General features: G+C 63.6%; 15 protein-coding genes. 4 read left to right on the plus strand and 11 right to left on the minus strand.

Annotated features, from left to right (window positions below):
* Positions 1-5: 5 nt before the first annotated feature.
* From AB1286_RS31400 to AB1286_RS31425, 6 genes are all read right to left on the minus strand, one after another.
* The gene (locus AB1286_RS31400; protein WP_430367089.1) at positions 6-1946 is read right to left on the minus strand and encodes a S53 family peptidase; all 1941 of its coding nucleotides are present in this window, start codon (positions 1944-1946) and stop codon (positions 6-8) included.
* A 483-nt stretch (positions 1947-2429) separates the two neighbouring features.
* On the minus strand, positions 2430-3479 hold the full coding sequence (locus AB1286_RS31405; RefSeq protein WP_430367090.1) for a lipase secretion chaperone: 1050 nt from the start codon (positions 3477-3479) through the stop codon (positions 2430-2432).
* A 3-nt stretch (positions 3480-3482) separates the two neighbouring features.
* A complete protein-coding gene (locus AB1286_RS31410) occupies positions 3483-4589 on the minus strand; it encodes a triacylglycerol lipase (protein WP_430367091.1) in 1107 nt (368 codons plus the stop codon).
* A gap of 453 nt (positions 4590-5042) precedes the next feature.
* Positions 5043-6881, minus strand: coding sequence for an ABC transporter ATP-binding protein (locus AB1286_RS31415; RefSeq protein ID WP_430367092.1), 1839 nt, complete (start codon positions 6879-6881; stop codon positions 5043-5045).
* A gap of 424 nt (positions 6882-7305) precedes the next feature.
* Complete coding sequence (locus tag AB1286_RS31420; protein WP_430367093.1) at positions 7306-11109, minus strand: DUF748 domain-containing protein; 3804 nt, start codon at positions 11107-11109, stop codon at positions 7306-7308.
* 57 nt (positions 11110-11166) lie between these two features.
* Complete coding sequence (locus tag AB1286_RS31425) at positions 11167-12663, minus strand: DUF1254 domain-containing protein (RefSeq protein WP_430367094.1); 1497 nt, start codon at positions 12661-12663, stop codon at positions 11167-11169.
* Between the two features lie 366 nt (positions 12664-13029).
* On the opposite strand from AB1286_RS31425, the gene AB1286_RS31430 reads away from it, so the two are divergent.
* Complete coding sequence (locus tag AB1286_RS31430; RefSeq protein WP_430367095.1) at positions 13030-15315, plus strand: heavy metal translocating P-type ATPase; 2286 nt, start codon at positions 13030-13032, stop codon at positions 15313-15315.
* A gap of 28 nt (positions 15316-15343) precedes the next feature.
* Here the strand turns inward: AB1286_RS31430 and AB1286_RS31435 are convergent, their stop codons facing one another.
* Positions 15344-16546 (minus strand): hypothetical protein, encoded by a 1203-nt coding sequence (locus AB1286_RS31435; RefSeq protein ID WP_430367096.1) that lies wholly within the window; start codon positions 16544-16546, stop codon positions 15344-15346.
* 289 nt (positions 16547-16835) lie between these two features.
* On the minus strand, positions 16836-17564 hold the full coding sequence (locus AB1286_RS31440) for an MgtC/SapB family protein (RefSeq protein ID WP_430367097.1): 729 nt from the start codon (positions 17562-17564) through the stop codon (positions 16836-16838).
* A gap of 139 nt (positions 17565-17703) precedes the next feature.
* Here AB1286_RS31440 and AB1286_RS31445 point away from each other — a divergent pair, with 139 nt between their 5' ends.
* Positions 17704-18801, plus strand: a complete 1098-nt coding sequence (locus tag AB1286_RS31445) for an AGE family epimerase/isomerase (RefSeq protein ID WP_430367098.1) — start codon at positions 17704-17706, stop codon at positions 18799-18801.
* Positions 18802-18871: 70 nt separating this feature from the next.
* On the opposite strand, the gene AB1286_RS31450 is transcribed toward AB1286_RS31445, so the two are convergent.
* Entirely contained in the window at positions 18872-20482 is a 1611-nt protein-coding gene (locus tag AB1286_RS31450; RefSeq protein ID WP_430367099.1) for a methyl-accepting chemotaxis protein, read from the minus strand.
* A 234-nt stretch (positions 20483-20716) separates the two neighbouring features.
* On the opposite strand from AB1286_RS31450, the gene AB1286_RS31455 reads away from it, so the two are divergent.
* Positions 20717-21184, plus strand: a complete 468-nt coding sequence (locus AB1286_RS31455) for a PaaI family thioesterase (RefSeq protein WP_430367100.1) — start codon at positions 20717-20719, stop codon at positions 21182-21184.
* A 76-nt stretch (positions 21185-21260) separates the two neighbouring features.
* Positions 21261-21644, plus strand: a complete 384-nt coding sequence (locus AB1286_RS31460) for a VOC family protein (protein WP_430367101.1) — start codon at positions 21261-21263, stop codon at positions 21642-21644.
* Between the two features lie 37 nt (positions 21645-21681).
* Here the strand turns inward: AB1286_RS31460 and AB1286_RS31465 are convergent, their stop codons facing one another.
* Together AB1286_RS31465 and AB1286_RS31470 are read right to left on the minus strand one after the other, a co-directional pair.
* The gene (locus tag AB1286_RS31465; RefSeq protein WP_430367102.1) at positions 21682-21945 is read right to left on the minus strand and encodes a PAAR domain-containing protein; all 264 of its coding nucleotides are present in this window, start codon (positions 21943-21945) and stop codon (positions 21682-21684) included.
* Positions 21946-21976: 31 nt separating this feature from the next.
* Positions 21977-23323: a virulence factor gene (locus AB1286_RS31470; protein WP_430367374.1), complete on the minus strand. Its 1347-nt coding sequence runs from the start codon at positions 23321-23323 to the stop codon at positions 21977-21979.
* Positions 23324-23332: the final 9 nt, after the last annotated feature.

Here is a 23332-nt window from a genome sequence, read left to right on the forward strand (position 1 = left end):
AAGACTCAGTACGTCGCGCTCAGCTTCGAAAACTGCAAGCTGCCGAACCCGGTGTCGTAGTCCCAACCCGCTGCCGGCTTATAGCCATAGTTGCCGTAGCCGTTGTTGGTAGCGGACGTGACGTCGTGCACGAGCGACTTGTTGCTCGACAGCTTTCTATACAGGCACGACGTAGGCAGGCCGATGATGTTGTTGTGCGCCGACTCGATGCGCGCGAACCCGCCGACGAAGATCGGCGACGATAGGCTCGTGCCGCCCACCTGCTGCCCCGCTTGTCCGTTGATGACGATCAGTGCACCGGTGCTCGATGCGGCATCGAACGCCACGTCCGGCAGCGCACGTTTCTTCAAAGAGGAACCGAGCACAGCCGTTTGCCAAGACGGCACCGCTTCGTAGGTGCTCACCCCGCCGCCCGTTGCCCAGATGCGGGCGGCATCGTCCGCCGGATAGCCGAACATGTCGAGGTCGGCGTAGGCCGCGCCCTCGTTCCATACCGTTTCACCGGCCCATGTCGTCGTATTCGTCGTCGAAAGCGTCGTGCCGCCGACCGCCACCACGTATGGCGAGCTAGCCGGCCACGACACGCTGTACTTCGACATGTTGATCGCCGTGGCGATTGCCGTGCCGCTGCCGTTGTAATGGCCGATGAACCCCGGCGCGCCTTGCGGCGAGTAAGACCACTGATAGACGCCGGCATCGCCCGATGCGATCGAAAAGATCTGCCCCTGCGCCGCCGCCTGCTTGAAAGCGGCGTCGTTGGCCTTGAGCGACCCATCCGCGTAAGCCGCCGCTTCGTCTTCGCCGAGGGAAACGTTGATGAGCTTCGCCTCGGCGCGCGTCGCGATCGTGTTGTAGGTCTGCGTCAACGTGGCATCGGTCAAGCCGCTGTCGCTGCTGTCGCCGTTGACGGCTGCATAGAACACCAGTTTTTTCACGCCGCCGGAAACGCCGATGATGTCCTGGCTGTCGAGGTCCCATTCCGCCGGGTCGCCGTCGTCGGCGAGCGTGCCTTGGCCGCCGGGCACCACGGCCGTGTTGACGGTCGGCAGGCCCGCGCTTTGCGTGAACTGCTTGAGGTCCGCGATCGTCTGCGTCATGTCTCCCCAGGTCACGATCCCGACCGTGGTTTTCGTCGCGGGCGGCAGACTGCTCGCGCCGTAGATATGCGCGAAATCGGTAGGCTGGTGGCCCACCTGCTGACCGGCCAATTCCGGTGCGGCACGATTTTGCTCGCCGATCAACGCGCTAGGAGGCAGCACACGGTGTATCAATCGATGCGGCACTTCTGCGTTTTGCAGGCCCAACACCGCCTCCACCACGCCGCCTAACTCGCTCGGCACTTGCGCGGGCGCGTCGTTGCCGTAGACCGATTTACCGCGATAGTTGAAGCGCTTGAGGGTCACGTTGAAAGCGCCGCGCGCATTTGCGACGTTGCCCTGTGCCGAAATCAGCTTGCTGTTCTCCGATACCGTGATGTTGCTGAAGCCGTTCGCTCGGAGGTGCGCCACCACGGCGTCGACTTGCGCGCGCGTTGGGGCGAAGCGCGCGTTGAATTCGTCGGGCGTCAGATACCGGCCGTAGTGCGCATTGCCCGGCTCGTTCTGCTCTTGCAAGAGTGCGTCGAGTCCCGCTTCGTCGCGGCCCTTGAGCACGACGACGAGATGCAGCGGTTGGCTCACTTCGAGCGGTGCGACGATCGTGTCAAGCAATGCCGGCGTACCGGAAACATTGAGCGCATAACCGCTCGACACTGCGACGCTGGAATCGGACTGTGCCCCAGCCGCGCGCTTCGCGCCCGGAAGCAAGAATGCGTTCGTGCCCGTAGGGACCCAAGACGTCGCCGCTTGCGCATTCGACGGCAACTGGGCGAGCGCAATCGCAAGAGGGAGCGCAGCTAGAGAAAAACGCTTGAAGATCGTGAAATCGGTTTTCTTATTCTTCGACATGAAAAACTCCGCGGTTCCTTTGGAAAGACCCGGCTGCATGGCTTATGGCCCTCGCTCCGGGATTCGACGGCATACGACGATGAATAATTAAATCCTTTCACGCGATTTATGGCGACATCGAGCCCTCCCGTTTTCATAGGGAATGAACGATCGGACTTCGTGCGAGCGGCCGTAGGCCCGCCGGGGTTGGGTCGCCTGTCCGGGTGAGCAAGAACCAGCCCATCGAAGGGCCTTTTCGTCGAGACTGACTGGTTAGTCAGGTGCGCGAACGCCATAAAATGATTTGTTCCGCGTGAACATAGCAGTCGAAAATCGACTCGTCAAACGGAATATGCCTCGATAAGCATCTGCAAATCCCATTGATAAGCATTCATTGAAAATAACGAATCGCAAATGAAAATACCGGTTTGTTTTTTATGCGGTATCGTCTTTCCGGCTGTACGGGGCGCCCTCGCCGGAGGGCGCTCTCCCCCATCGCTTCGGCTACCGCCCCGCCCCGTGATCGAGCGAAGCCGCACGCAGCGCTTGAGCTGGATCCGAGAACATCCGCTGCCTGAGCTGTGAGATTTGCGCATCGCGCTCCGTGGGCGACAGCCCCATGGCATCGATGCGGTCGCGCTGCGCCGAATAGTCGGCGTATTTCGCGCGCCAAGCATCGTCGCTTTGCTGCATCTTCACGATCCGTTCAGCGGCCTGCGGGCCAAACTCCTGCGTCGCTTTCGCGCGCAACTGATCGAGCGTCATCCCCTGCTGCTCGAGCTGGCCAACCGCATGAATTCGAGCCTGCGCGTCGCGACGCTTCTCGAGCGCGATTCGCTCCTCCGGTGGCAAGCTTTGTTCGAGTGCTTGCAAGCGCGCCTCTTTTTGCGCGTCGCTCAAGCTCGCATCGCGCAGCACGCGCCATCGCTCGATCATGTAGTGTGCGTGTCGCCCGTCGGCGCCGAAGAATGCTTCGCTCCAATCGTCGCCGAGCGTGCGCGCCGCAACCGATGCGCGTTCGTCGAGCGACGCTTGCATCGCATCGAGATCGCTCGTGCGCGCGGCGCCGTCGTCCGAGGGCGGCACCGCGATTTGTTGCAGGCGATTCATCGCACCGAGGTACGCCTGGTAGCGTTGCCATATATCGAGCGCTTCGCTCTGAGCGATCGTGCCGTCGAGTTGCGCTGCGATCTCCTTATGCACGAGCGCATCGAGCGCCTTTTGCGGCATCTCGTGTTGCGCGGTAAGGAAATAATCGAAGAACTCGCGGACACCGCGCGCTTTCAGCAGATGTCCTCGGGCGTCGAGCGGTAGCCTCGGCGGCATGGAGCCCGTCAGCGAAACAGGCAGCGAGGGCGCCGCCGGAACCGGTCCGGGACGCGCCGCTTGCGTGAACGAGGCAGCCCTCGCCGCGGGCACGACGCTCGCCGCGCTCGCGCTCGGCGCCCTGGCCGGCGCATCGAAATACCAGATCGCGGCCGCCGCGGCGACGCCGGCTAGGCCAAACAGCGCGAGCGTACCCGCGGTCTTCTTTGCATCGGCAGGGCGCATCATCGGTTACAGCCCCTGAACTTTCAGCCGGTTGGCATGCGCGCGAATCACCGCAAGCGGGTCTTCCGCATTTTGACCCAACACGCCCAGCACTTGATTGATTTCATCGACGTGATCCCAGTGGTAGCTCGTGCTCAGCACTTGACCGAACAGCGCGCTACACACCGATACGAGCCCATCGTTCGGACCGGAGTTGCGATTGATCATGATCGTGCCCGAACCGTATAGCGTCAGCGTGGACGGATCCTTGAGGTTGGCCGGATCGAGCGGGCCCGATACGCTCGTATCGCTCGCCCCTTGCAACCCGAGCGCCGACCACGTGGGCTGGATCGCGCTTCCGGCCCAAGAATAGAGGTAATGCACGTTGCCGCCCACCGTCTCGGTCGGCGCCCCTGTCTGGCACGAGCCCGGTGCGCCGAGGCCGGCGCTCGGTACCGCTTGGTTGTACTGAGCGGCTCCCGACGTGCTCAGCGCCGTTAGCGCGGCGATCGCATCCTGGTTCGTGTTGAAGTTGCTGCTAAAGAGCGTACCCAGGAGGTCGGCGAACTTCGCGATCAGCGGTTCAGCCAGACCCGTCGGGTCTTTCGCGAGCACGCTGACGATGTAATCCGCAAATTCCGATCCGCGATGCGGGGTGCCGATCGTCGTCACCGAGGCGACGAGATCGGGCGCCACCGCGGCGACGTATCGCACCGTGAGCCCGCCTTGGCTATGGCCGATCAGGTTCACCTTTTGCGCGCCCGTTGCGGCGAGGACTTGCTGAACGTAAGCCAGCAGTTGCTCGCCGCGCCCGTTCGCACCCAGATCGCTTTGGAAGCCCGATAGGTTCGCGACATAGACATTGGCGCCGTGCGCTTCAAGATCGGCTGCGATGCCGTACCAATAGTCGAGCACGTTTGCATAGCGATCGGTACCCGACAGCCCATGAACGAGCACGATCGGATATTGCGTCGCAGCGTAATCGTCGACTGCCGGTCCCGTATCGGCCATTGCCGCACTCGGTTCGACAAGCGAAAGAACTGCTGTGCAAGTGGTAAATGCCGCCAATGAAGCGCTGCCGAGCGTCAGCGCCGCCAAACTACTCATCACTTTCTTCTTAAGAGACCTGGCCATGCTATTTCCTCCGATTTCCATTCCAATGAAATGTCGACTGAAATTCATACGGCGTTTTAAACATCACCGCGATGGAACCCTTGCTGCACGCGCCACACGGCGCATTGGAGTGAAGCAGCAAATCGCGCCAAGGGTAAGGTAAATTCGAAAATTAGACAGGAATCACTAATCTGAATAAAGCATTAGGTACGACTATTTTTCATTTGCATTACAATAAAACGCATTAACATGAATTTTGATTTTTATCCATTGATTAAAGATTCGCATAATAATTTACTACCAATTCCTTTAGGACGATTTGCCGCTTTTTATCATTATTTGATTGAGCGAAGACAAAACAAAAAGGGCTGAGTCCCGTTCATACGGAACCCAGCCCTTGTACCGCTACGTCTTTACTTCCTCGCTCGGCGAGTCGTTCTTACGGCCTGCCTAGCGAGCCGATCGCCGATTCGATCAGACCGCGGTCGTGGCCTCGGCTTGAGACGACTCGGCGGTCAACCCCTTCGTCAGCTCAAGCGCCTGACGCTCGAACAAACGTCGATACAAACCGCGATCGAGGCGGATCAGCGTTTCGTGGCTGCCTTCCTCGACGATGCGGCCTTTGTCGAGCACGAGCAAGCGGTCGAGCGAGCGCACCGTGGAGAGCCGGTGAGCGACGACGAGCGTCGTCCGTCCTTCCATCAACCGTTCCATCGCTTGCTGAATCAACGCCTCGCTTTCGCTATCGAGGCTCGACGTGGCCTCGTCGAAAATCAGCACCGGGGCGTCGGCCAAAAATGCACGAGCAATCGCCACGCGCTGGCGCTCGCCCCCCGAGAGCTTTACGCCGCGCTCGCCCACGAGCGTGTCATAGCCGTTCGGCAGCGAGGCGATGAACTCGTGCGCGTTGGCAAGTTGCGCCGCGCGTTCGATTTCAACCTGCGAAGCGCCGGGCCGCGCATAGGCGATGTTCTCGGCCAGCGAGCGATGAAACAACAGCGGCTCTTGCTGGACGATCGCAATCTGCGAGCGAAGCGAGGCTTGCCGGACATCGGCGATGTTTTGCCCGTCGATCGTGATTCGGCCCTCCGAGACGTCGTACAAACGCTGGATCAGCTTGATGAACGTCGTCTTGCCCGAGCCCGAGTGGCCGATCAACCCCACGCGCTCGCCGGGCGCGATGCGTGCGGAAAAGTCCTCGTACAAGGGTTCGGCGTGCGCGTCATAGCGGAACGTCACGTGCTCGAAGCGGATTTCGCCGCACTCGACGACGAGCGAACCCGCCCCCGGCTTATCCTCGATACCGAGCGGCTGCCGCGTCAGCTGCGCCAGCTCCTCCATATCGTTGACCGACCGCTGCAATTGACGCACGAGCATCCCGACGTCGCGCAAATAGCCTTGCAAGACGAGAAACATCGTCAATGAGAATGCGAGGTCGCCCACGCCGGCCCGGCCTTCGAGCCACAACAAGAGCCCCACGCCGAGCATCGCGGCCTGCATGAACGCGAGCATGACGTTCTGCACGCTACCGTTGAACGTGCCGCGCACCCAAGCCCGGCGCGTCCGATGGTGCCACTTGCCGATCACGCGCGATAACCGCTGCTCCTCGCGCAACTCCGCGCCGAAAGCCTTGACGACGGGGTTGCACGTCACGGCGTCCGCGAGCGCGCCGCCCATGCGGGTATCCCACGCATTGCCGAGTCGCGCGGCCGGCGCGACGACGCGGATGGTCAGCGCAACCGTGGTGCCGATATAGAGCACCGCGCCCACGCCGACGACGGCACCCATGATCGGCCAGCGCATGCCGAGCAAGATCGTGGCGCCGATGAGCATGACGACCGACGGCAGCAGCCCGAGCAGCAGCGTGTCGTTAAGCATGTCGAGCGCCCACATGCCGCGCGTGATCTTGCGCACGGTGGAGCCGGCGAAGCTGTTGGCGTGCCAATCGGTCGACAGGCGCTGCACGCGATGAAACGCATCGGCCGCGATTTCGCTCATCATCCGCAACGTCAACGCAATGATCCCCGCGAACGTCAGATAGCGCAAAACGGCACTGCCGAGCGCGAGTGCGATCATTGCCGCGAACGATTCGAGCGCGTTGGCGAGTGCGCTCGATTTGGCGTGGCCCGCACTCGCCAGCGCGTCCACGAGATGCCCGGCGAATAACGGCGTCAGCACGTCGGCCAGGGCGGTCAACAGTGCGACGGCGACGATGCCGGCAATCCGCCAGCGCTGTCGCATCCAATGGGTAAAGGCGAAGCTGAAGACGTCCTTGAACGTCTGCCCGCCAAGGTCTATTTTTTTGCGAGTCATAGGCGCTCCACCCGGGGAGCATGCCGCGCCCCGAGCCTTTGAGATGAAAAAGAAAACGCTTCGCGACGCAGACGAAAAACGTCGGCGACGCCGCTACGCCGCTTGTCGCGGCGAATGAATTGAAAAGCTAGAGAGCCGTTTTGCGCGCCGGATGACTCCGGCTGAACGCGGCAACGATTAGCGCGCTGTCAGCGCCGCATGTCGCGCGAGAGAACACCTGCCACGTTTGGGACGGCTTTTAGCGTGGTGTTGGACATCGAACGCCTCCCTAAGTGGTTGAGTGGGTTGAGGAGATTGATACGACGATAGTGTATCAGCAATACTTGAAATCAGCGCTAACGCCTTTGCGTCGACGCGGCTTTTACGCCACGCGAACCGCCCATGTCCCTTACTGGGCACGGGCGGCAAAGACCGGGCGTCGATCTCACGCCGATGGCGTGAGATCGACGCGCGTGGAGGGACCGTTGTCTTTCATGCCTTCTATCCCGAAATGCGGCGCGACAACGTTCAGCCGGTTGGCATCGACCTTTTGGCTGAGATACTGCCGCACGTTCTGAGCGCGCTGTTCGGCCAGCGCGTGCAGGCTCGCATCGCTCACGGGCGCATGGAAAGCGAGCGCTCGCTTCATATCTTCGTCGGGCAATGTTTTCGTCATGCCTACGAAATTCCGTGGCTTTTTAAAATCGGCATCCTTATAGGCCTGCGTCAGATAGCGGTGGTATTCGTCCGGGCTGACCGTCACGGCGGAGGCATCGGCCACAGACGTTGCCTTGGCCTTTTCCCGCCTGACGAGATCGTCGACGTACGCGAGCCGCAGGCCCGGGATATCGACGTTTTCATCGGCACGGCCGCTTAGGTCGAGCTTCACGGCGGGCTTCTCGTTCAACAGCTTGACCAGCGTGTCGAGCTTCGCGCGCGACGAGTCGGTCAACGTGGCCGATCCCGGCGCGAACGAGATGTACTGCAAATGTTCCGCGCTCGAGGTGCCGTCCCCGCCTGCCCCCAGCGCGTTGGCCAGCAATGAGAACGGCGCGGTCACGGCGCGCTCGATCAAGTGCTTCACCGCGCTCCAAATCACGCTGCCCAAACTAAATTGAGGGTTCGACAACGATCCCGAAACCGGAATGTTGACGTCGATTTTCCCGTGCGAATCCTTGAGCAAAGCGATGGCGAGCCGTACGGGCAGGTGCGTTTCGGTGGCGTTCTCGACATGGTCGCCGAACGTCAACTGGTCGATGACGAGATGGTTCTGTGCCGTCAGCTGATCGTTTTGCAACTGGTAATGCAAATCGACGTTCAAACTTCCTTTCTCGATCGGATAGCCCGCGTATTTCAACGCATAAGGCGTCAGGTTCTTCAGCTCGACGTCGTGCGCGCTCGCCGTCAGATCGAGCGACGGTTTGGCCGCAAGCGGGTTCGCCGTCCCGCGAATCGCGATCGGGCCGTTGTCCGCCAAGCTCGCGCTGATGTCCACCGGCGCAGGCGTTGCGACCTCGGTACCGAATGCGCCGATCTTGCCCGTGATGTCGACGAGGTCCGCGGTGTAATTCGGTTTGACGAAATCGTCCGTGTAATTGACATGCCCCTGTTGCAGCACGACCTGGCCGATGTGCGCATGCAGCGGCATCGACGGCGTGTTCGGAGAATGCGTTTGCACTTGCACCGTGCTCGTCGAAGACTTCGGCTTGTCCGCCGTCTGATTCGAATTCGACGCTTCGCGCTGCTGGGTGAGAACGTCGTTTAGATTGAGCTTGCCTTGCGGATCGAGCAACACGCGCCCGAAAAAGCGCGCGAAGGTCACGCGCGCGATATCGAGATTCAGGCCGTGCGCGTCGTAGCGCGCGTTGATGCCGCCGATTCCCAGCGTGCCCCAACCGGCGAGCGGGGCCGCGTTCGTACGGTCGAGCAATCGCACGTCTACCAGCGCCGCGAAGCCGCGGTAGCTATACGACGGCGCGCCGCTCTTCGGTATCGCGGCCTTCACTTGGCCGCGCGCATTGAGTTCGGCACTCGCGATCTTCGCATTGATGCTGCCGCCGAAATACGGTTCGAACGGCGAGAGATCGAGCCGATTCGCCTCCACCGTCAACGCGGCATCCAGCGGACTCGGCACGACATTGCCGCCGACGTTCAGCGTGCCCTTTCCGTTCAGCGAAGCCTCGAGCTTGATCGCAAGCGGACGGCTCAGATCCTCGGTGATATTGCGCACGTCAAGTTGCAGCGGCGCGAGATGGAGCTTTGCGGGATGCGGAGCGGCTTCATCGTCGATATCGGCCGCGCCGTCCTTCAGCACGAGTTCGCCGATCCGATAGCGCCAGCCGGGCTGCGCGCTTTCCGCCGCTTTCGTCGATTTCGCCTTGCCGTTCGCGGCCGGCTCTTGCGAATGCGATGTCCGTTCACGCTGGGCAACGGCTGCCGCGCTCAAGGAATGCGGGGGCTGCGCCAGCTCGGCAAGACTCACGCGGCCGTCCTTCTCGCGCGTGCCGGACACGGTCAACCCCGTTGCCTCGATTCGCTCGATATCGGCCGTGCGCGCCGCTAAATCGACACGCTTGATGGCGACGCGGCCTTGCGCGAGTGCAACAGCCGGGGCGGCGCCCTTTGCGGCGCCGGCGTTCGTCACCTTGAGCGACTTGAGCGTCAGTTCGCCCGCGCCGACGCGCAGTTGCGTCGTGGAACTCGCCCAATCGGCATTCAAGGCAAGCGTGGCGCCGAGCGTACCGTCGGCAAGACGAGCGCCCGTCAGGCTATCCAAATACGGCTGGGCCAAGGGCAATGCGAGGCCGTCGACCTTCAATTGGACGTCGGCCCGTTTCGCTGCCAAGCCGAGCGTCCCGTTCGCCTCGATCGCGCCGCCTTGCTTCAATGCGGTGCGAATGGCATAGCGCGCCTGGCCGGCACCCTGCGTCGAAAAATCGTCGAGCGTCGCCGTCAGACCCGTCAAATCGAGCGAGACGGGCCGCTCCGGTACGTGGTCTTCCAGCGCGATGTTTCCATCGTTCAGCGCGAAATGTTTGATCGACAAATCGAGCGGCGCCGGCTTGTCAGACTCGGTCGCGGCCGGAGAAGCACTCGCCGCCGCAGAGGAGGCGGCGGATGCCGCACGCGGCGCAGACGAAGCCGCCGCACTTGACGCGGATGCGGATGCAGATGCGGCTCCGGCCGACGGCGACGGTGCGGCGAATGCTTTCGCGATACTCAGTGCGCCCGAGCGCTCGCGCGTCAGATGGAGTGAGGGCTGATCGAGCCGGATTTCGTCGAAGCGGTAAACGCCGGCAAGCGGCTCGAGTCCTGCCGCCGATACGTGCAACGCGTGTACGGAGAAGAACGGGGCGTGCGACGTCTCGACGATATTCGCATCGGTCAGATCGGCCGTGCCCGAGATCGTCAGGGCGGGCTTATCGGCCGACATGACGAAACGAAGCTTCAGCGCCCCGGCCAGTTGGCCGCTCTGCACCTCGAGCGGCAGCTTCGCCGGCATATAAGAAGCCAGGCGCGGGATGTCCAGTCCGCTGAACGTCAGCGCGACGTCCGATTCGCGCGATTTCGCAAACGGCTTGGTCTTGCCGTTGATCGCGATCGGGCTGCCGTCGATGTGCGCCGAAAAACGCGGATCGACAAAAATGTCCGTCTGCGACGGCAAGGTCGCAATGAACGGCACTCCCAGCGACAGTTGGTCGATCAGGTGGTGCGCGCCGAGCAAACGGTCGTCGAATGCGACGCGGCCGTTTTCGACCGCGATGTTCGATACGGAAAACAATGCGGGGCCCGTCTGCGGCCCCGAGGGTTTCGCAAACTTCTCGGCGATGTCGGTGAAGTTAAACCGCTGCGCGTCGTAGCGGATGACGTTGACGGTCGGGGAATCGATCCGCAGTTCCGTGACGATCGGAGCGAAGCGCAGCAGCGTCACCCACGACGCGCGCACGACGAGCCGTTCGATCGCCGCGAACTGCCCGGCGCCGCCGCGTTCGGCGACGCTGACGCCGTCGACTTCGAGCCTCAGCGTGTACGGATTGAGCGTGACGCGTTTGATCGTGGCCGGGCGATCGAGCGCCCGGCCGAGCTGCTGCTCGGCGATGTGCCGAATCAAAGGCGGCGCGGCGAAGAAGCCGAGCACCCCATACAACGCCACGGCGATCAGCACGCCAATCGCCGTGCGGCGAGCGCCGCGCGACCCCATCTTTTCCTTCAGGCGGCTTACCGCGCCGCCCTTCGGTTCGCTCGTCATCGGCCTACTCCAGTCACGCTCGCTCGCCTCGCCCGTCGTTACTACGACACTCTTGGTTCATCGACGCTTGAGCGGCGGCGGTGCCCAACTGCCGTCCGTCGCGGCCGGCTGCGGCGCATACAGACGCATCACGAGCTGGAACGGACCTTCCGGGGCCGGCAGCCAATTGCTCACATGCGCACGGCCGGGCGACTTCGCCGACACGTAGATATCGACGGAACCGTCACGGTTGCGGCGAATACGATCGTGAGAATCGATCGAATGATGCGGCACATGGCCCGGGGCCAACGCACCGTCCGGCGTGTAGGCCGTAATCGTCCAGTACGCACGCGAGGGCGGCAGCGTCTTACGCGTGAAATGCATCACGTAGTCGTGGCTGCCGTCAAGCGGCTGCCCATCGCCGTCCGCCGAGACGGTCGGGAACGCTTCGTCTTGCGCGCTCCCGGCGCCGGCATGCGCGAACGTCGCGTAAGCGCGCAGCGCATAGTCGTCGCGGTAATTGCCCGTACCGTCGCCTGTCCAGCTCCAGCCGTTGCCGGAGACGGCATTGACGGGCGGCGCTTGGACGCGCTTCACACCGTCGGCCACGCCCGCGGCGATCGTGCCGAGCGACTTGTCGGCGAAATGCACCGGCTCGCCCGGCTTCACGCCGATATCGGCCAATTCCTTGAGCGCATGGCTGTCGTCGGCCGACGCGGGGTTGTCGCGCAGCGCGTCCGCCAGTTTGCCGAAGAAGCCGTTCGCGTCGAGTTTCGTGACGGCCGCCGCATTGGCGGCCAGCCCCGTCGAAGCCTCGGCGATGCTCTCTTGCGGATCGGCCGCGGTGCTGCGCGCCGCCACGCGTTCGCGCTTGCCGTGCTTGGCGCGCGCCGCGTGGTGTTCATGCTCGTCGGCGGTATAGGTCGACAGCGGCGCAACCCGCACCTCGCTCAGCAGCCGACGGGCGCCCGGCAATTCGCGCGTGTCGAGGGCCGCGATCCGCACGCCGAGCCACAAATTCTTGCTCGGCGCATCGACGCGTTCGACGCCTGCCGGCAGTTGGCCATCCCAGCCCGGCGGAACGAGCGCGATCGTCTGCGGTTTAGGGGCCCCCGTGCGTGCATTGGCGCCCGAAGCCGTCGACCAAATCACGTTCGTCCACATGTCGAGGACCCGCGCATCGAGAAAGCGCCCACGCGTATTGGGCACCGAAACGATCACGGGCTCTTGCGATAGGTCGAGCCATGCGTTGGCGGACAACGTATCGACGTCGGCCAACGGCGGCAATTGGTCGCCTGCCGTTTCCACCATTGGCATCGGGCGCAGTGTATTGAGCGCCGTCGCCGTATCGGTGCCCGCGGCGGCCAACGCCTCGGCACGCGCCGTCGTCATGACGACGAGCGGGTAGCCGAATACATACGAGTCGACCACTTCGTCCTGCGTCCAGCCGCTCGCGCTTGCCGGCGGCGCGGCCTTTTGCGGTGCGGCGCAGCCCGCAAAGACGACAGCGGCAACGCATGCCAGCCAGGAACGCGCCCCCAACGGAAGCGATGGTTTTCGAGTTTTTGTTTTCATGTGTACGATCTGTTGACTAGGTTTCCGGCAGCCTAGTACCCGCCTTCACCGTTGTTTTGCGCCCGATCCGGCCGGGATCTCACGCCTCGTCGATTCTGCGTCGAATCGCGAAAGCGTTTTATCGTATCCTCGGCCGCGAAGCAAGAACTCGCCCACACTCGAGCATAAAACGTCGAAGATGCGTGCACCGAGCCAGGGTCATGGCCGAACTTGCGCGGTTCCCATTATCTGCCCGCCACAAACGTTCGGACGAACGGAGTTAGACGCCGATCGTTCGATACGAACGCTTGACCTTCCCATCATGGGAAGGATGATAGTGTGTTGCATCGCGGCCACCATCCGCTTCTTTTAGCCGTCCGAACCATCATGACCGACTTAGCCCACCCTACCGGCATCGACATCTCGACCGCCGAACTGGATATCGAAGGCATGACTTGCGCCTCGTGCGCCGCGCGTGTGGAAAAAGCACTCGCGCGGGTGCCGGGGGTCACCGCCGCCTCCGTCAATCTCGCCACCGAGCGCGCGACGGTTCATGCCGCAGCGCTCGGACCCGGCGACGTGCAACAGCTCGTCGACGCGGTCGTCAAAGCGGGCTATCAAGCGCGCCCGGTCGCGACCGAGCAGGACGCAGCTGAGCATGGCCCGGCACAGGCCGGCGGCAGGCGCGAGCAGCAAGCACGGAGGGAACTGGCCGCCGTTGCGCTGGCAGCCGTGCTGAGCGCCCCGTTGACGTTGCCGATGCTAACGGCGCCGTTCGGTGCCGAGTGGGCGTTGCCCGCGTGGTGGCAGTTGGTGCTGGCGAGCCTAGTTCAATTCGTCTGCGGGGCGCGATTCTACGTCAGCGCCTATCGTGCCGTGCGCTCGCGCGCAGGCAATATGGATTTGCTCGTCGCACTGGGTACGTCCGCGGCATATGGCTTGAGCGTCTGGCAGACGATCGTCCATCCGGGCGATACCATGCATTTGTACTTCGAGGCGTCCGCCGTCGTCATCACGCTCGTGCGGCTCGGCAAATGGCTCGAGGCGCGTGCCAAGCGCGAAACGACCGACGCCATCCGCGCATTGGCCGCGCTGCGGCCGGAGACGGCCCATATCAAAGACGAACGCGGCAACGATCTCGAAGTGCCGCTTGCTCGGGTTCGGGTCGGCACCGTTGTGCTCGTGCGGCCGGGCGAGCGGGTGCCCGTGGACGGCCTCATCGCCGCCGGACGCACGCATGTGGACGAATCGCTGATCACCGGCGAAAGCCTGCCGGTCGCAAAAGGCCCCGGCGAGCGCGTGACCGCCGGTTCGGTCAACGGCGAGGGATTGCTGGAGGTGACGACAACGGCCACCGGCGGCGAGACGACGCTTGCCCGCATCATCCGCCTCGTGGAAAACGCGCAAGCGGAGAAGGCGCCGATCCAGCGCCTCGTCGATCGCGTCAGCGCCGTCTTCGTACCGGCCATTCTCGTGCTGGCCGCCGTGACACTCGGGCTCTGGCTCCTCGCGGGCGCCCCCGTGCAGACCGCGATTCTCGATGCGGTGTCCGTGCTCGTGATCGCCTGCCCTTGCGCCTTGGGACTGGCGACGCCGGCCGCGATCATGGCCGGCACCGGCGTCGCCGCGCGTCGCGGGGTGCTCATCAAGGATGCCGAAGCGCTCGAACTCGCGCAGCGCGTGACCATCGTCGCCTTCGACAAGACAGGTACGCTGACGGAGGGCAAACCGACACTCGTCGTATTCGAGCCGTTCGGCATCTCGCGCGAGCAAGGCTTGGCGCTCGCCGCCGCCGTCGAGCGCAACAGCGAACATCCGCTTGCTCGCGCCCTGCTGGCCGAATTCGACAAGGCCACCGCCTCGCGGCTGCCGACGGACGAGGGCGGCGTGCCCATGGCCGCGCATGCTCAAGCGGTGGCCGGGCGCGGTATGCAAGCCGACATCGATGGGCGCACCATTTGTGTCGGCAACGGCCGCTGGCTCGCCGAACTCGGCGCCGAGCCGTCGGCCGAAGCACAGGCTCGGGCGAGCGAACTCGAAGCGGCGGGCAATACCGTGTCGTGGCTAATTCGCGCAGGCGCCGAGGGCGTGCCCGCGCAAGCGCTCGCCTTGATCGCTTTCGGCGACAGCGTCAAATCCACGGCCCGGGCCGCCATCGAGCAGTTGACCGCGCGCGGCGTCAAAACCGTGCTTGTGACGGGAGACAACCGCGGCGCCGCGGCTAGCGTCGCCGCGGCGCTCGGGATCGACGAGGTGCATGCGCAAGTGCTGCCGTCGGATAAGGCCGACATCGTCGCGCAACTGAAGGCGCGCACGGGAGCGGTGGTCGCCATGGCCGGCGACGGCATCAACGATGCGCCGGCGCTAGCCGCGGCCGACATCGGCATCGCGCTCGCAACGGGCACCGACGTGGCCATGCATGCGGCGGGAATCACGCTCATGCGCGGAGACCCCGCCCTCGTGGCCGACGCGATCGATATTTCGCGCCGCACGTATCGGAAGATCCAGCAGAACCTGTTTTGGGCGTTCGTCTACAACTTGATCGGCATTCCGCTCGCGGCGCTCGGGCTGCTCAATCCGATGCTGGCCGGGGCGGCGATGGCGTTTTCGAGCGTGAGCGTCGTTACGAATGCGCTGCTGCTCAAGCGCTGGAAGGGCGTCGAGCGGCGCTGAGCGCCGCGACTAGCGCGATCCGCCGCAATCAGCGCGCGGCGGGTTTCGCCCTCTCCGCCTTCTCCGATTTGTCGGCCCGCTCCGCCTTCTCCTTGAGACGTCGCGCGTGTGAGAGGCGCACATGTCGCGCCGGGCGCGGTGCGACCGCATCGGGAGCCGACGCGGCTTGAGTCGATGCCGGAATCAAAGCGGCCAATGCCGACGTGCTGCTGGCCAACCCCGCCAAGGCAGCTTGCTGTTCGTTCAAGGCCGATTGCAACTTTTGCTGCTCGGCTTGCGCGCGATGCGTGAAGCCGACGAACGCTACCGTTTGAGCAACGGACACCGCAAACAGTAGCGCCAGCCCGCTCAGTGCGAGCGCGAGCCGACGGCGCGTCCGGCGCCAACGCTCCTGCGCGGCAAGCCGTTCCTGCGACAGCGCCTCTTGCAGCGAAGCGACCGTTTCCGCCAGTTCGACCGACAGTGCCGTATTCGAGGGACGCGCGGCGGCTTCGGCTTCGGCTAGTGCCGCTGGTGCGGCCGGCGCGGCCGGTGCGGTCGCTGCGGCTGGTGCCGTAGGTATGGCCACGGCAGCGGGGCTGGCCGCGTTTGCCGGTGCAGAAGAAACAGTGAAGGCGGCGGCCGCAGGCGCGGGCCGGATCGTTTCGAACGGTGCTGGCGTGCCGCTCGGACGCGCCGCTTCCGGCGGCCGGCGCGGCGCTTGCTGACGCACGCTTGCCAACGCAGCGCCCGGCAAGAGCAGCGCCGGTTCGCGCGTGCGACCGGGTGCGCTCTTTTCCACACTGCTCGACGATGCCGGCGTCTGCGGCGCTCGGGTGGTCTCGGGAACCACGACCGGCTCCGGGGCGACGACCTTATCGGAGGCGGCGGGCTCGCTAGGTGCGACCGGTTTGCTTCGCGCAGTCGGCTTAGTCGATGCCGTCGATGTCGCCGGTGCCTCGGCAGGGCTCGGCGTATCCGGGACCACCGCCGCAGGCTGCTCCGCAACGGCCGCGGGCTCCGCCGTCACGCCGGGAAGCTGTTCGGTTACGCCGGCAGGCTGCTCGGTTACCGCGGGCTTGCTGCGCGGCGCGCGAGCCGGTTGCGCAGGCGCGGGCTGTTCGGCCTCGGCCGTTGCTTGCTCGTCCGCGATCAGCGCGAGCGCATCGGGAGGCAATTCGAAGCCGAGCAGCGTGCCCTGACGCGGATCGATCGGCGGCAGTTGAAGTGCATCGCCCGCCTCTTGCGCCATCGGAACTTCGGGCTCCACCGCGACCCGCGCGGGCTGTCGAGCGTCGGCCGACGAAGCGGCGCGGGCTCGGCCTTTAGGGGCGGAAAGGCCTCGGGAACGGGGGGAGGAGGATGCTACAAAATCTGCCATGGCGTGTTGAAGCGGCTGCGGCTAAGCGCGGCTCGTTGGTATCGTGATCGAATCGAAGCGTGCGACAAACGCGGCATTGTCTCATGATCGGTCGGCCATGCGGCCTGCAACCCCGTGCGAACCGCAACGAATGCCCCCTCGCCGACTGCAAGGCGTCGCATCAATTCCCGCCGTTGCCGCCGTTCTCCGCACTCTCGCCGTTGTCGACACTTTCGGTCTCTTCGCGCAATGCGCGCACCCCGGGAGCATGACGTAGCAAGTCGCAGGCTTTCGCGAATTCGTCGGCGGGCAGGCGCGCGAAGCCGATGACCACATCGTCGCACTCGGGCGCCTCCTCGCTTTGCTGCACGACGAAATGCTTGACCCGCTCGCTGCCTCGCCCAAGCACCGCCCGCAAAGAATCGAGCGTGAGCGCGCCGCGATCCACGCGCAACACCACGCGCCGCCGGAGCCGCACCGCGATATAGCGTCGCTCGATCGCCTTCATGCCGGCAAGAATCGCCAAGATGATGATGGTCGCGGCAATCGCCGCCGTATTGAGCCCCGCGCCGACCGCCAGGCCGATGGCGGCCACCGACCAGACGCTCGCGGCCGTCGTGAGCCCGCGAATCACCTCCCCGCGCAGCAAAATGGCGCCCGCGCCCAGAAAGCCGATACCGGAGACGACCTGAGCCGCAATGCGCGACGGATCGAGCACGACATTCGGGCGGCCGAGGACATCGGCAAAGCCGAACGCCGATACGATCATGACGAGCGCGGCGCTGACGCAAACGAGCATGTGCGTCCGCAGCCCGGCGGCCCACGACTGGCGCTCTCGCTCGAAGCCGATCACGCTGCCGAGGACGGCGGCCAGAATCAGCCGCAAAATGAGTTCGCCGTTGCTCAACATAGTCCAGCCCTCCCTTCGTGCCGCTCGGCCCTGCCTGGCGCCGCGGCTTTGCTTTATCCTTTGCGCTTTACGCTTCGCGCTTCGCGCCGCCTGATCCGGACGCGCGTCGTTTCATCGTTAAGCCAACCGTATCATGTCCATGTCGATCGACCGAGCGATCGCGGCCGAGGCCGCAGCCCTACGCGCGCACTATGTGCAAACCGTCCTGCCGATCTGGCGTGGACCCGGTTTCAACAGTGCGTCGCAATTACCGTACGAGGCCGTGGGCGCGGACGATCACACGCCGCTCCCCGTTACGCGCTACCGGGCGATGGCTTGCGCGCGGCAATTGTTCGTTTTTTCGCAGGCGGGCGAAGCGGCGCATGCCGAGCAACTCTTTCACGCGATGCGTCGGTATTTCCATGACCGGCAGCGCGGCGGGTGGTTTTATAGCGTCGATGCGCAGGGCGCGCCGCTCGATACGACGAAAGACTTGTACACCCATGCTTTCGTGATCTTCGCCTGCGCGCACTACGCCGCGGCCACGGGAGATCGCGATGCGCTGGATGTCATCGGCGATACGGCCTCGCTCGTGCAAGCGCGTTTCGCCGCGCACGACGGTCTGCTGCATGCCGCGCTGGAAGCCGATTTTTCCGTGCCGCGCAGCGGCCCGCTGCAAAACCCGCTGATGCACCTGACCGAAGCCTATTTGGCCGCCTACGAAACGACGGGCGAGCCCGGTTACGAATCGACGCTCGCGCAACTCACCCAGGCTGTGGCGCGCAACTTCGTTCATACGCCGACAGGCGCGATCGCCGAACTGCCCATTGGCAGCGCCGACAACCGGCTCGAACCGGGGCATCAATTCGAATGGTTCTATCTTGTGAAGCGGGCGGGGCCCGTCGTCTTGGGCTCGGGGCTCATGGACGATCTGACGCGCGCATTCGATTTCGCGCAACGATACGGCATCGATCCGCAGACGGGCGGTGTTTGTGCGGCGCTCGACGAAACGGGTGCAGTGAAGGATGCGACCCAACGGATTTGGGCGCAGACGGAATACCTTCGGGCGTTGGCCACGCGTGGCCGCGCGGAGGATCTGGAAACATTGGCGCTACAGATTCCGCGCTTCCAAGCGCGCTTCTTGCATCCGAGGGGCTGGTACGAATGTCTCTCGCCTGCGGGAGAGGTGGCGCGCGCCGACATGCCGTCGACCACGCCTTACCACCTGGCCACGGCCTACGCCGCGTTGCCGATCTGAGAGAGAAGCGGGGCCAAGCATCGCATGGCCCGCTCGAGTCGGCCGCCGTATGGGGCGGCCCGAGGGAAGTTTAGTACGCGAGCATCGGCTCGGCGGCGGCGTGGGCGGCCGCGGCGAACTTGGCGTCGGAGAGCACCGCTGACGAGATCTCGAAGACCGAGACCGCTTCCTTGAGCTGACGAGTCTGATCGTGCAGCGACGATGCGGCTGCCGCGGCTTCCTCAACAAGCGCCGCGTTTTGCTGCGTCATGCGGTCCATTTGCACGACCGCCTGATTGACCTGCTCGATACCCGTGCTTTGCTCGTGCGACGATGCGCTGATCTCGGCCATCATCTGCGCCACGCGCGAGATCGAGCTCGACACCTTTTGCATCGCATCGCCGGCTCGCTCGACGAGTTCCGATCCGCCTTCAATCTGCGCGACCGATTCGCTGATCAGCGCCTTGATCTCCTTGGCCGACTGCGCGCTGCGTTGCGCCAATCCACGAACCTCTCCGGCCACCACGGCAAAGCCGCGGCCCTGCTCCCCCGCGCGCGCCGCCTCGACCGCCGCGTTCAACGCCAGGATGTTCGTCTGAAATGCGATGCCGTCGATGACCGTGATGATCTCGGCAATGCGATCGGAGCTTTGCGCGATGCCGCGCATCTTGTCGACGACGCTATCCACGACGCTCGTGCCTTCGGACGTCGATTGCAGCGCGTCGTCGGCCAGCGAGTGCGCTTCGCGCGCGTGCTCGGCGTTCTGACGCACGGTGGCGGTCAGCTCTTCCATGCTGGAGGCCGTTTCCTCAAGCGAGGCCGCTTGGCTTTCGGTACGGGCCGACAGATCGGCATTACCCGTGGCGATTTCGTCGGCGCCCAAGTGGATGGAATCGGCGGCGTCACGGACAGTCTTCACCGTCTGGGCCACGCTCGCTTGCATGTGGGCGAGACCGGCGAACAAACGCCCGATTTCGTTCGTCCCGCGCGAGGCGATCGGCTCGATCAGTTTGCCGCGCGCGATGCGCTCGAAGTGCCGGCCGGCTTCCTCGAGCGGAGCCACAACGCCGCTCTTGAGCGCCGCGTAGACGGCGGCCGTGCCGGCCAGCAAGGCAGCGAGAATCGCGATGCTCACGCCGCGGAACATCGCCAAACGCGAGTCGATCGAATCGAGCGAGGCACGGCTTTGCGCATCGCCGAATTGCGTGAACGCGCGCTGCTCGTTGATGAAGGCGTCTTGCATCGACTGCGTCGGCTGATCCATGAACGCCTTTACATTGTTCGCGTCCAGATACTGGGCCAGTTCACCGAGTGCCGTGTGCAGCGTTTGGTATTTTTCCGCGAGCGCTTGCGCGTGAGAGCGGTTTTCATCGCTCGTCTTCGGCGCATCGGCGAAACGGGCGAACGATTTGTCGGCCAGTACGAGCTGCTCGCGCGCATGCTGCACGATCTCGGTGGGTTCGGCGCCACCGCCGACCATCCGCGTTCCCGCGCGCGACAAGTTGATGCGGGCATCCATCAGATGCTGAGTCGTTTCGTTCACTGCATTGACTTGAACGAGCGCTACGTTGGCGAGGTCGCCGACATCATGATGCGTGCTAGTCAGGAACCAAAATCCGATTCCGCCGGTCACGAGTTGCAGCAGACAGAATGCGGCTAAAACAAATAACAGCCCGGAAGCGAGCTTGATCTTGCTGAACATCTAGAACATCCGAAAGAAAAACGAAAGGAAGCCAATACGGCGGTCGTCAGGGTTTACGGCAATTCCCCAGTTTGCTTGAGGCCTGCTGGGTTATTTCCTCCGAATCGTCGCAAGGTTGCGCGCAAAAACAGCCCTAACGAGAGAAATGCCTACACGCTCGCTTGACGCAACGCGGCTAGCCTTCCTAGAGTGGAACGCGACACCACACGGGGCTGTGCCCCGAAGGGGCTTTGGATGACCGATTTCTTCGATCTGGCGCGCGGCGCCCTGCACGCACAGCCTTTCAGCATGCTGCTCGGCACTGAACTTGTGGAGATCGGCGAGCGCGAGGTGACGCTACGCTTACCGATTCGCGACGAGCTGCGCCAACAGCAAGGCTTTGTCCACGGCGGCGTCACGAGCTACCTCGCCGACAATGCGCTGACCTTTGCAGGCGCGCTGGCGCTCGGGCCGCGTGTGGTGACGGGCGAATACAAGATTAACTACTTGCGCCCCGCGGTGCGCGGCACGCTGCTCGCGCGCGCGGAACTCGTCTATGCCGGCCGCGGACATGCGATCTGCCAGTGCCAGGTGTTCGTCGTCGACGGTGAGAAAGAAACGCTCGTCGCGCTGGCTCAGGGTACGATCAATCGCGTCGGCGACGGACCGAACGGTTCGCCGCCGCACGCCGAATACGCCCCGCATGGCGATGAGCGCGCTTGAGGTGCTACACGTACTCGCCGGGCAGGGCGGTTTTTTGCCTTGGCCCTTATAGAACGACATATCGAGAAAAACGACGATGATTGACCATACCGGTGTACTAGTCAGCGATTTCGAAAAGAGCAAACAGTTCTACCAGCAAGCGCTCGCACCGATCGGGTACGCCAAGTTGAGCGAATTTCCGGCGGCGGTGACCGGCCATACGGACGTGGCCGGATTCGGCGCGAACGGTGTTTCGGATTTCTGGATCAGTCGCGGCACGCCTAATAATCCACCGGTTCATATTGCCTTTCGTGCAGCGGATCACGCGATGGTGGATGCGTTTTATCACGCGGCGATCGCTGCCGGCGGGCGAGACAACGGCGCACCGGGTCTGCGCCCGCATTACCATCCCGGGTATTACGGCGCTTTTGTGCTCGATCCCGATGGGCACAACATCGAAGCGGTGTGCCACGGGGAGTAATGCGGGGGTTCGGGGGTAGGTCTTCTACCCCCGATGGTCATTCGCGTCCCGAGGAAGGGACGCTTGAGATCAGCGTGGCGCCGCAGGAGGTCTTGTGGCCGTCGAAGGCGGCGGGCTTGCCGTCGACGATGAATGCCGAGTCGCCCTCGGCGATCACGCAGTTTTGATGACCCTGTATCGGGCAGGTGCATTGATCGCCTTGCCGGCCAACGGGACGGTCCATGACCTTGCTCGCGTCGGCGCCGGTGATGACCTTGCCGCCGTGACTTGTCGCGTCGCCTACTCGGATAATTCCTCTCATTCCATCCTCATTCTTAGATTGTCCAGCGGGGTCACCAAGACAAGCCCTGCTGCGAGTATTTCTCGTCGTAGCGACGGCCCCACCATGGCAGGTATGCATTGTTTTCGCCGCGTGCGCGAAACCAATCTTTGTCCGGGTCAATCGGGATCAGCTTTTCGGGCGGCGAAACAACTACCGCCGTCGGGTGCTTCGCATCGGTTGTGCCGGCAACGAGGATATGCCCGCCTAGATGATTGGCGCGGCCGATTGCAAGCACCACGTCCGTCAATGCCGTGCCCGCACCCATCTCGCCAAGCAGCCCCGGCGTGTTGAACGTCTGCTTCTGGAAGTCGAAGTCCGGCAGCGTTTCGGTCAATGTGGTGCCGAGCGCGGCGATGCGCTCGGATGCAGCGCCCGATCCGCGGCCTGCATCGTGAATCACGTAGGTGATGTCGGATGCTTTGGTACCGGCGTTGTGTGCCGCTGTGTCGATCGCGGCTTTCCATGCCTGCGTGATACTCGTCGTGCCGGCTTTCACTTCGAAGTCATCGGTATTCTTCGTGGCAGCGCGACCGATCCATGCCAGAGGATCGCGACCTGTGTCCATTTGCGGCCCGGCGAGGATCAGCAGAACCATGTTCTCGTTCACCTGCATATCCTTCGGAGGGAAGCTCGGTGCATCCCAGTTCATCACCCACACGCTTTCTGTCGGATGTGATTGCAGGTAGTCGAGCGCCGCATTCAATGAGGTGAAGCCAGCGTTGGGGCCACCCGGAGTCACGTGCACATCGGGTGGCGTGCTTTTGGACCAGAGGTCTTTGAAATCGGGATTGCCAATATCGAAATCGGCGATGATCTGCTCGCGGAGATAGCCACCAGCCTTCACAGGATCGAGCCTGCCAGCCGGAATTGCGTATTCGACGTGAATACCGGCGAGTTCGTGCCACTTGTGCTTATCAGCTGCGGCAACAGTGTAGAAGTAATTGGGGTTCATCGCGTAGCGGTCGCCGAACAGCAAAAGCAATGTATCGACGTACTGCTCGTGAAATCCTTCAAATGTATTAGTCCCCATATTACCGTCCGCAATTCCTGCGACAGGCATGATGGAGCTAAAGCTCGCCCGATTGGTGCGCACCATATCGTCGTTGCGGTTAGGCTTCACGAGCCCCATCGTCCATAACGTCTGCCATTCAGTCGGATAGTCTCGACGTTGTAGAGGGTTCAGCCATGTGAGTCCCACCACCTGCGCTACAAACGGTTTGCCCGTGGCCGTTGTTGCGGGTTCCGCCGATGCACTTCCGGGAGGCGTAGCCGCCTGCGCGCGCTCCGGATCCCATGCCGTCAATAGCAGAAACACCGTAAACGCCAGCGCGGCCGGTAGCATCACCGACCGCTTCATCACTTGCGT

This window comes from Trinickia sp. NRRL B-1857 (genome assembly GCF_050470685.1).
Lineage (GTDB): Bacteria > Pseudomonadota > Gammaproteobacteria > Burkholderiales > Burkholderiaceae > Trinickia.

What these genes read in the sequence shown, in the direction of transcription:
- AB1286_RS31420 (WP_430367093.1), bottom strand. Translation starts at nt 11,109, where the DNA reads ATGACGAGCGAACCGAAGGGCGGCGCGGTAAGCCGCCTGAAGGAAAAG.
- AB1286_RS31470 (WP_430367374.1), bottom strand. Translation starts at nt 23,323, where the DNA reads ATGAAGCGGTCGGTGATGCTACCGGCCGCGCTGGCGTTTACGGTGTTT.
- AB1286_RS31425 (WP_430367094.1), bottom strand. Translation starts at nt 12,663, where the DNA reads ATGAAAACAAAAACTCGAAAACCATCGCTTCCGTTGGGGGCGCGTTCC.
- AB1286_RS31450 (WP_430367099.1), bottom strand. Translation starts at nt 20,482, where the DNA reads ATGTTCAGCAAGATCAAGCTCGCTTCCGGGCTGTTATTTGTTTTAGCC.
- AB1286_RS31440 (WP_430367097.1), bottom strand. Translation starts at nt 17,564, where the DNA reads ATGTTGAGCAACGGCGAACTCATTTTGCGGCTGATTCTGGCCGCCGTC.
- AB1286_RS31465 (WP_430367102.1), bottom strand. Translation starts at nt 21,945, where the DNA reads ATGAGAGGAATTATCCGAGTAGGCGACGCGACAAGTCACGGCGGCAAG.
- AB1286_RS31445 (WP_430367098.1), top strand. Translation starts at nt 17,704, where the DNA reads ATGTCGATCGACCGAGCGATCGCGGCCGAGGCCGCAGCCCTACGCGCG.
- AB1286_RS31400 (WP_430367089.1), bottom strand. Translation starts at nt 1,946, where the DNA reads ATGTCGAAGAATAAGAAAACCGATTTCACGATCTTCAAGCGTTTTTCT.
- AB1286_RS31460 (WP_430367101.1), top strand. Translation starts at nt 21,261, where the DNA reads ATGATTGACCATACCGGTGTACTAGTCAGCGATTTCGAAAAGAGCAAA.
- AB1286_RS31415 (WP_430367092.1), bottom strand. Translation starts at nt 6,881, where the DNA reads ATGACTCGCAAAAAAATAGACCTTGGCGGGCAGACGTTCAAGGACGTC.
- AB1286_RS31430 (WP_430367095.1), top strand. Translation starts at nt 13,030, where the DNA reads ATGACCGACTTAGCCCACCCTACCGGCATCGACATCTCGACCGCCGAA.
- AB1286_RS31405 (WP_430367090.1), bottom strand. Translation starts at nt 3,479, where the DNA reads ATGATGCGCCCTGCCGATGCAAAGAAGACCGCGGGTACGCTCGCGCTG.
- AB1286_RS31455 (WP_430367100.1), top strand. Translation starts at nt 20,717, where the DNA reads ATGACCGATTTCTTCGATCTGGCGCGCGGCGCCCTGCACGCACAGCCT.
- AB1286_RS31410 (WP_430367091.1), bottom strand. Translation starts at nt 4,589, where the DNA reads ATGGCCAGGTCTCTTAAGAAGAAAGTGATGAGTAGTTTGGCGGCGCTG.
- AB1286_RS31435 (WP_430367096.1), bottom strand. Translation starts at nt 16,546, where the DNA reads ATGGCGCAAGAGGCGGGCGATGCACTTCAACTGCCGCCGATCGATCCG.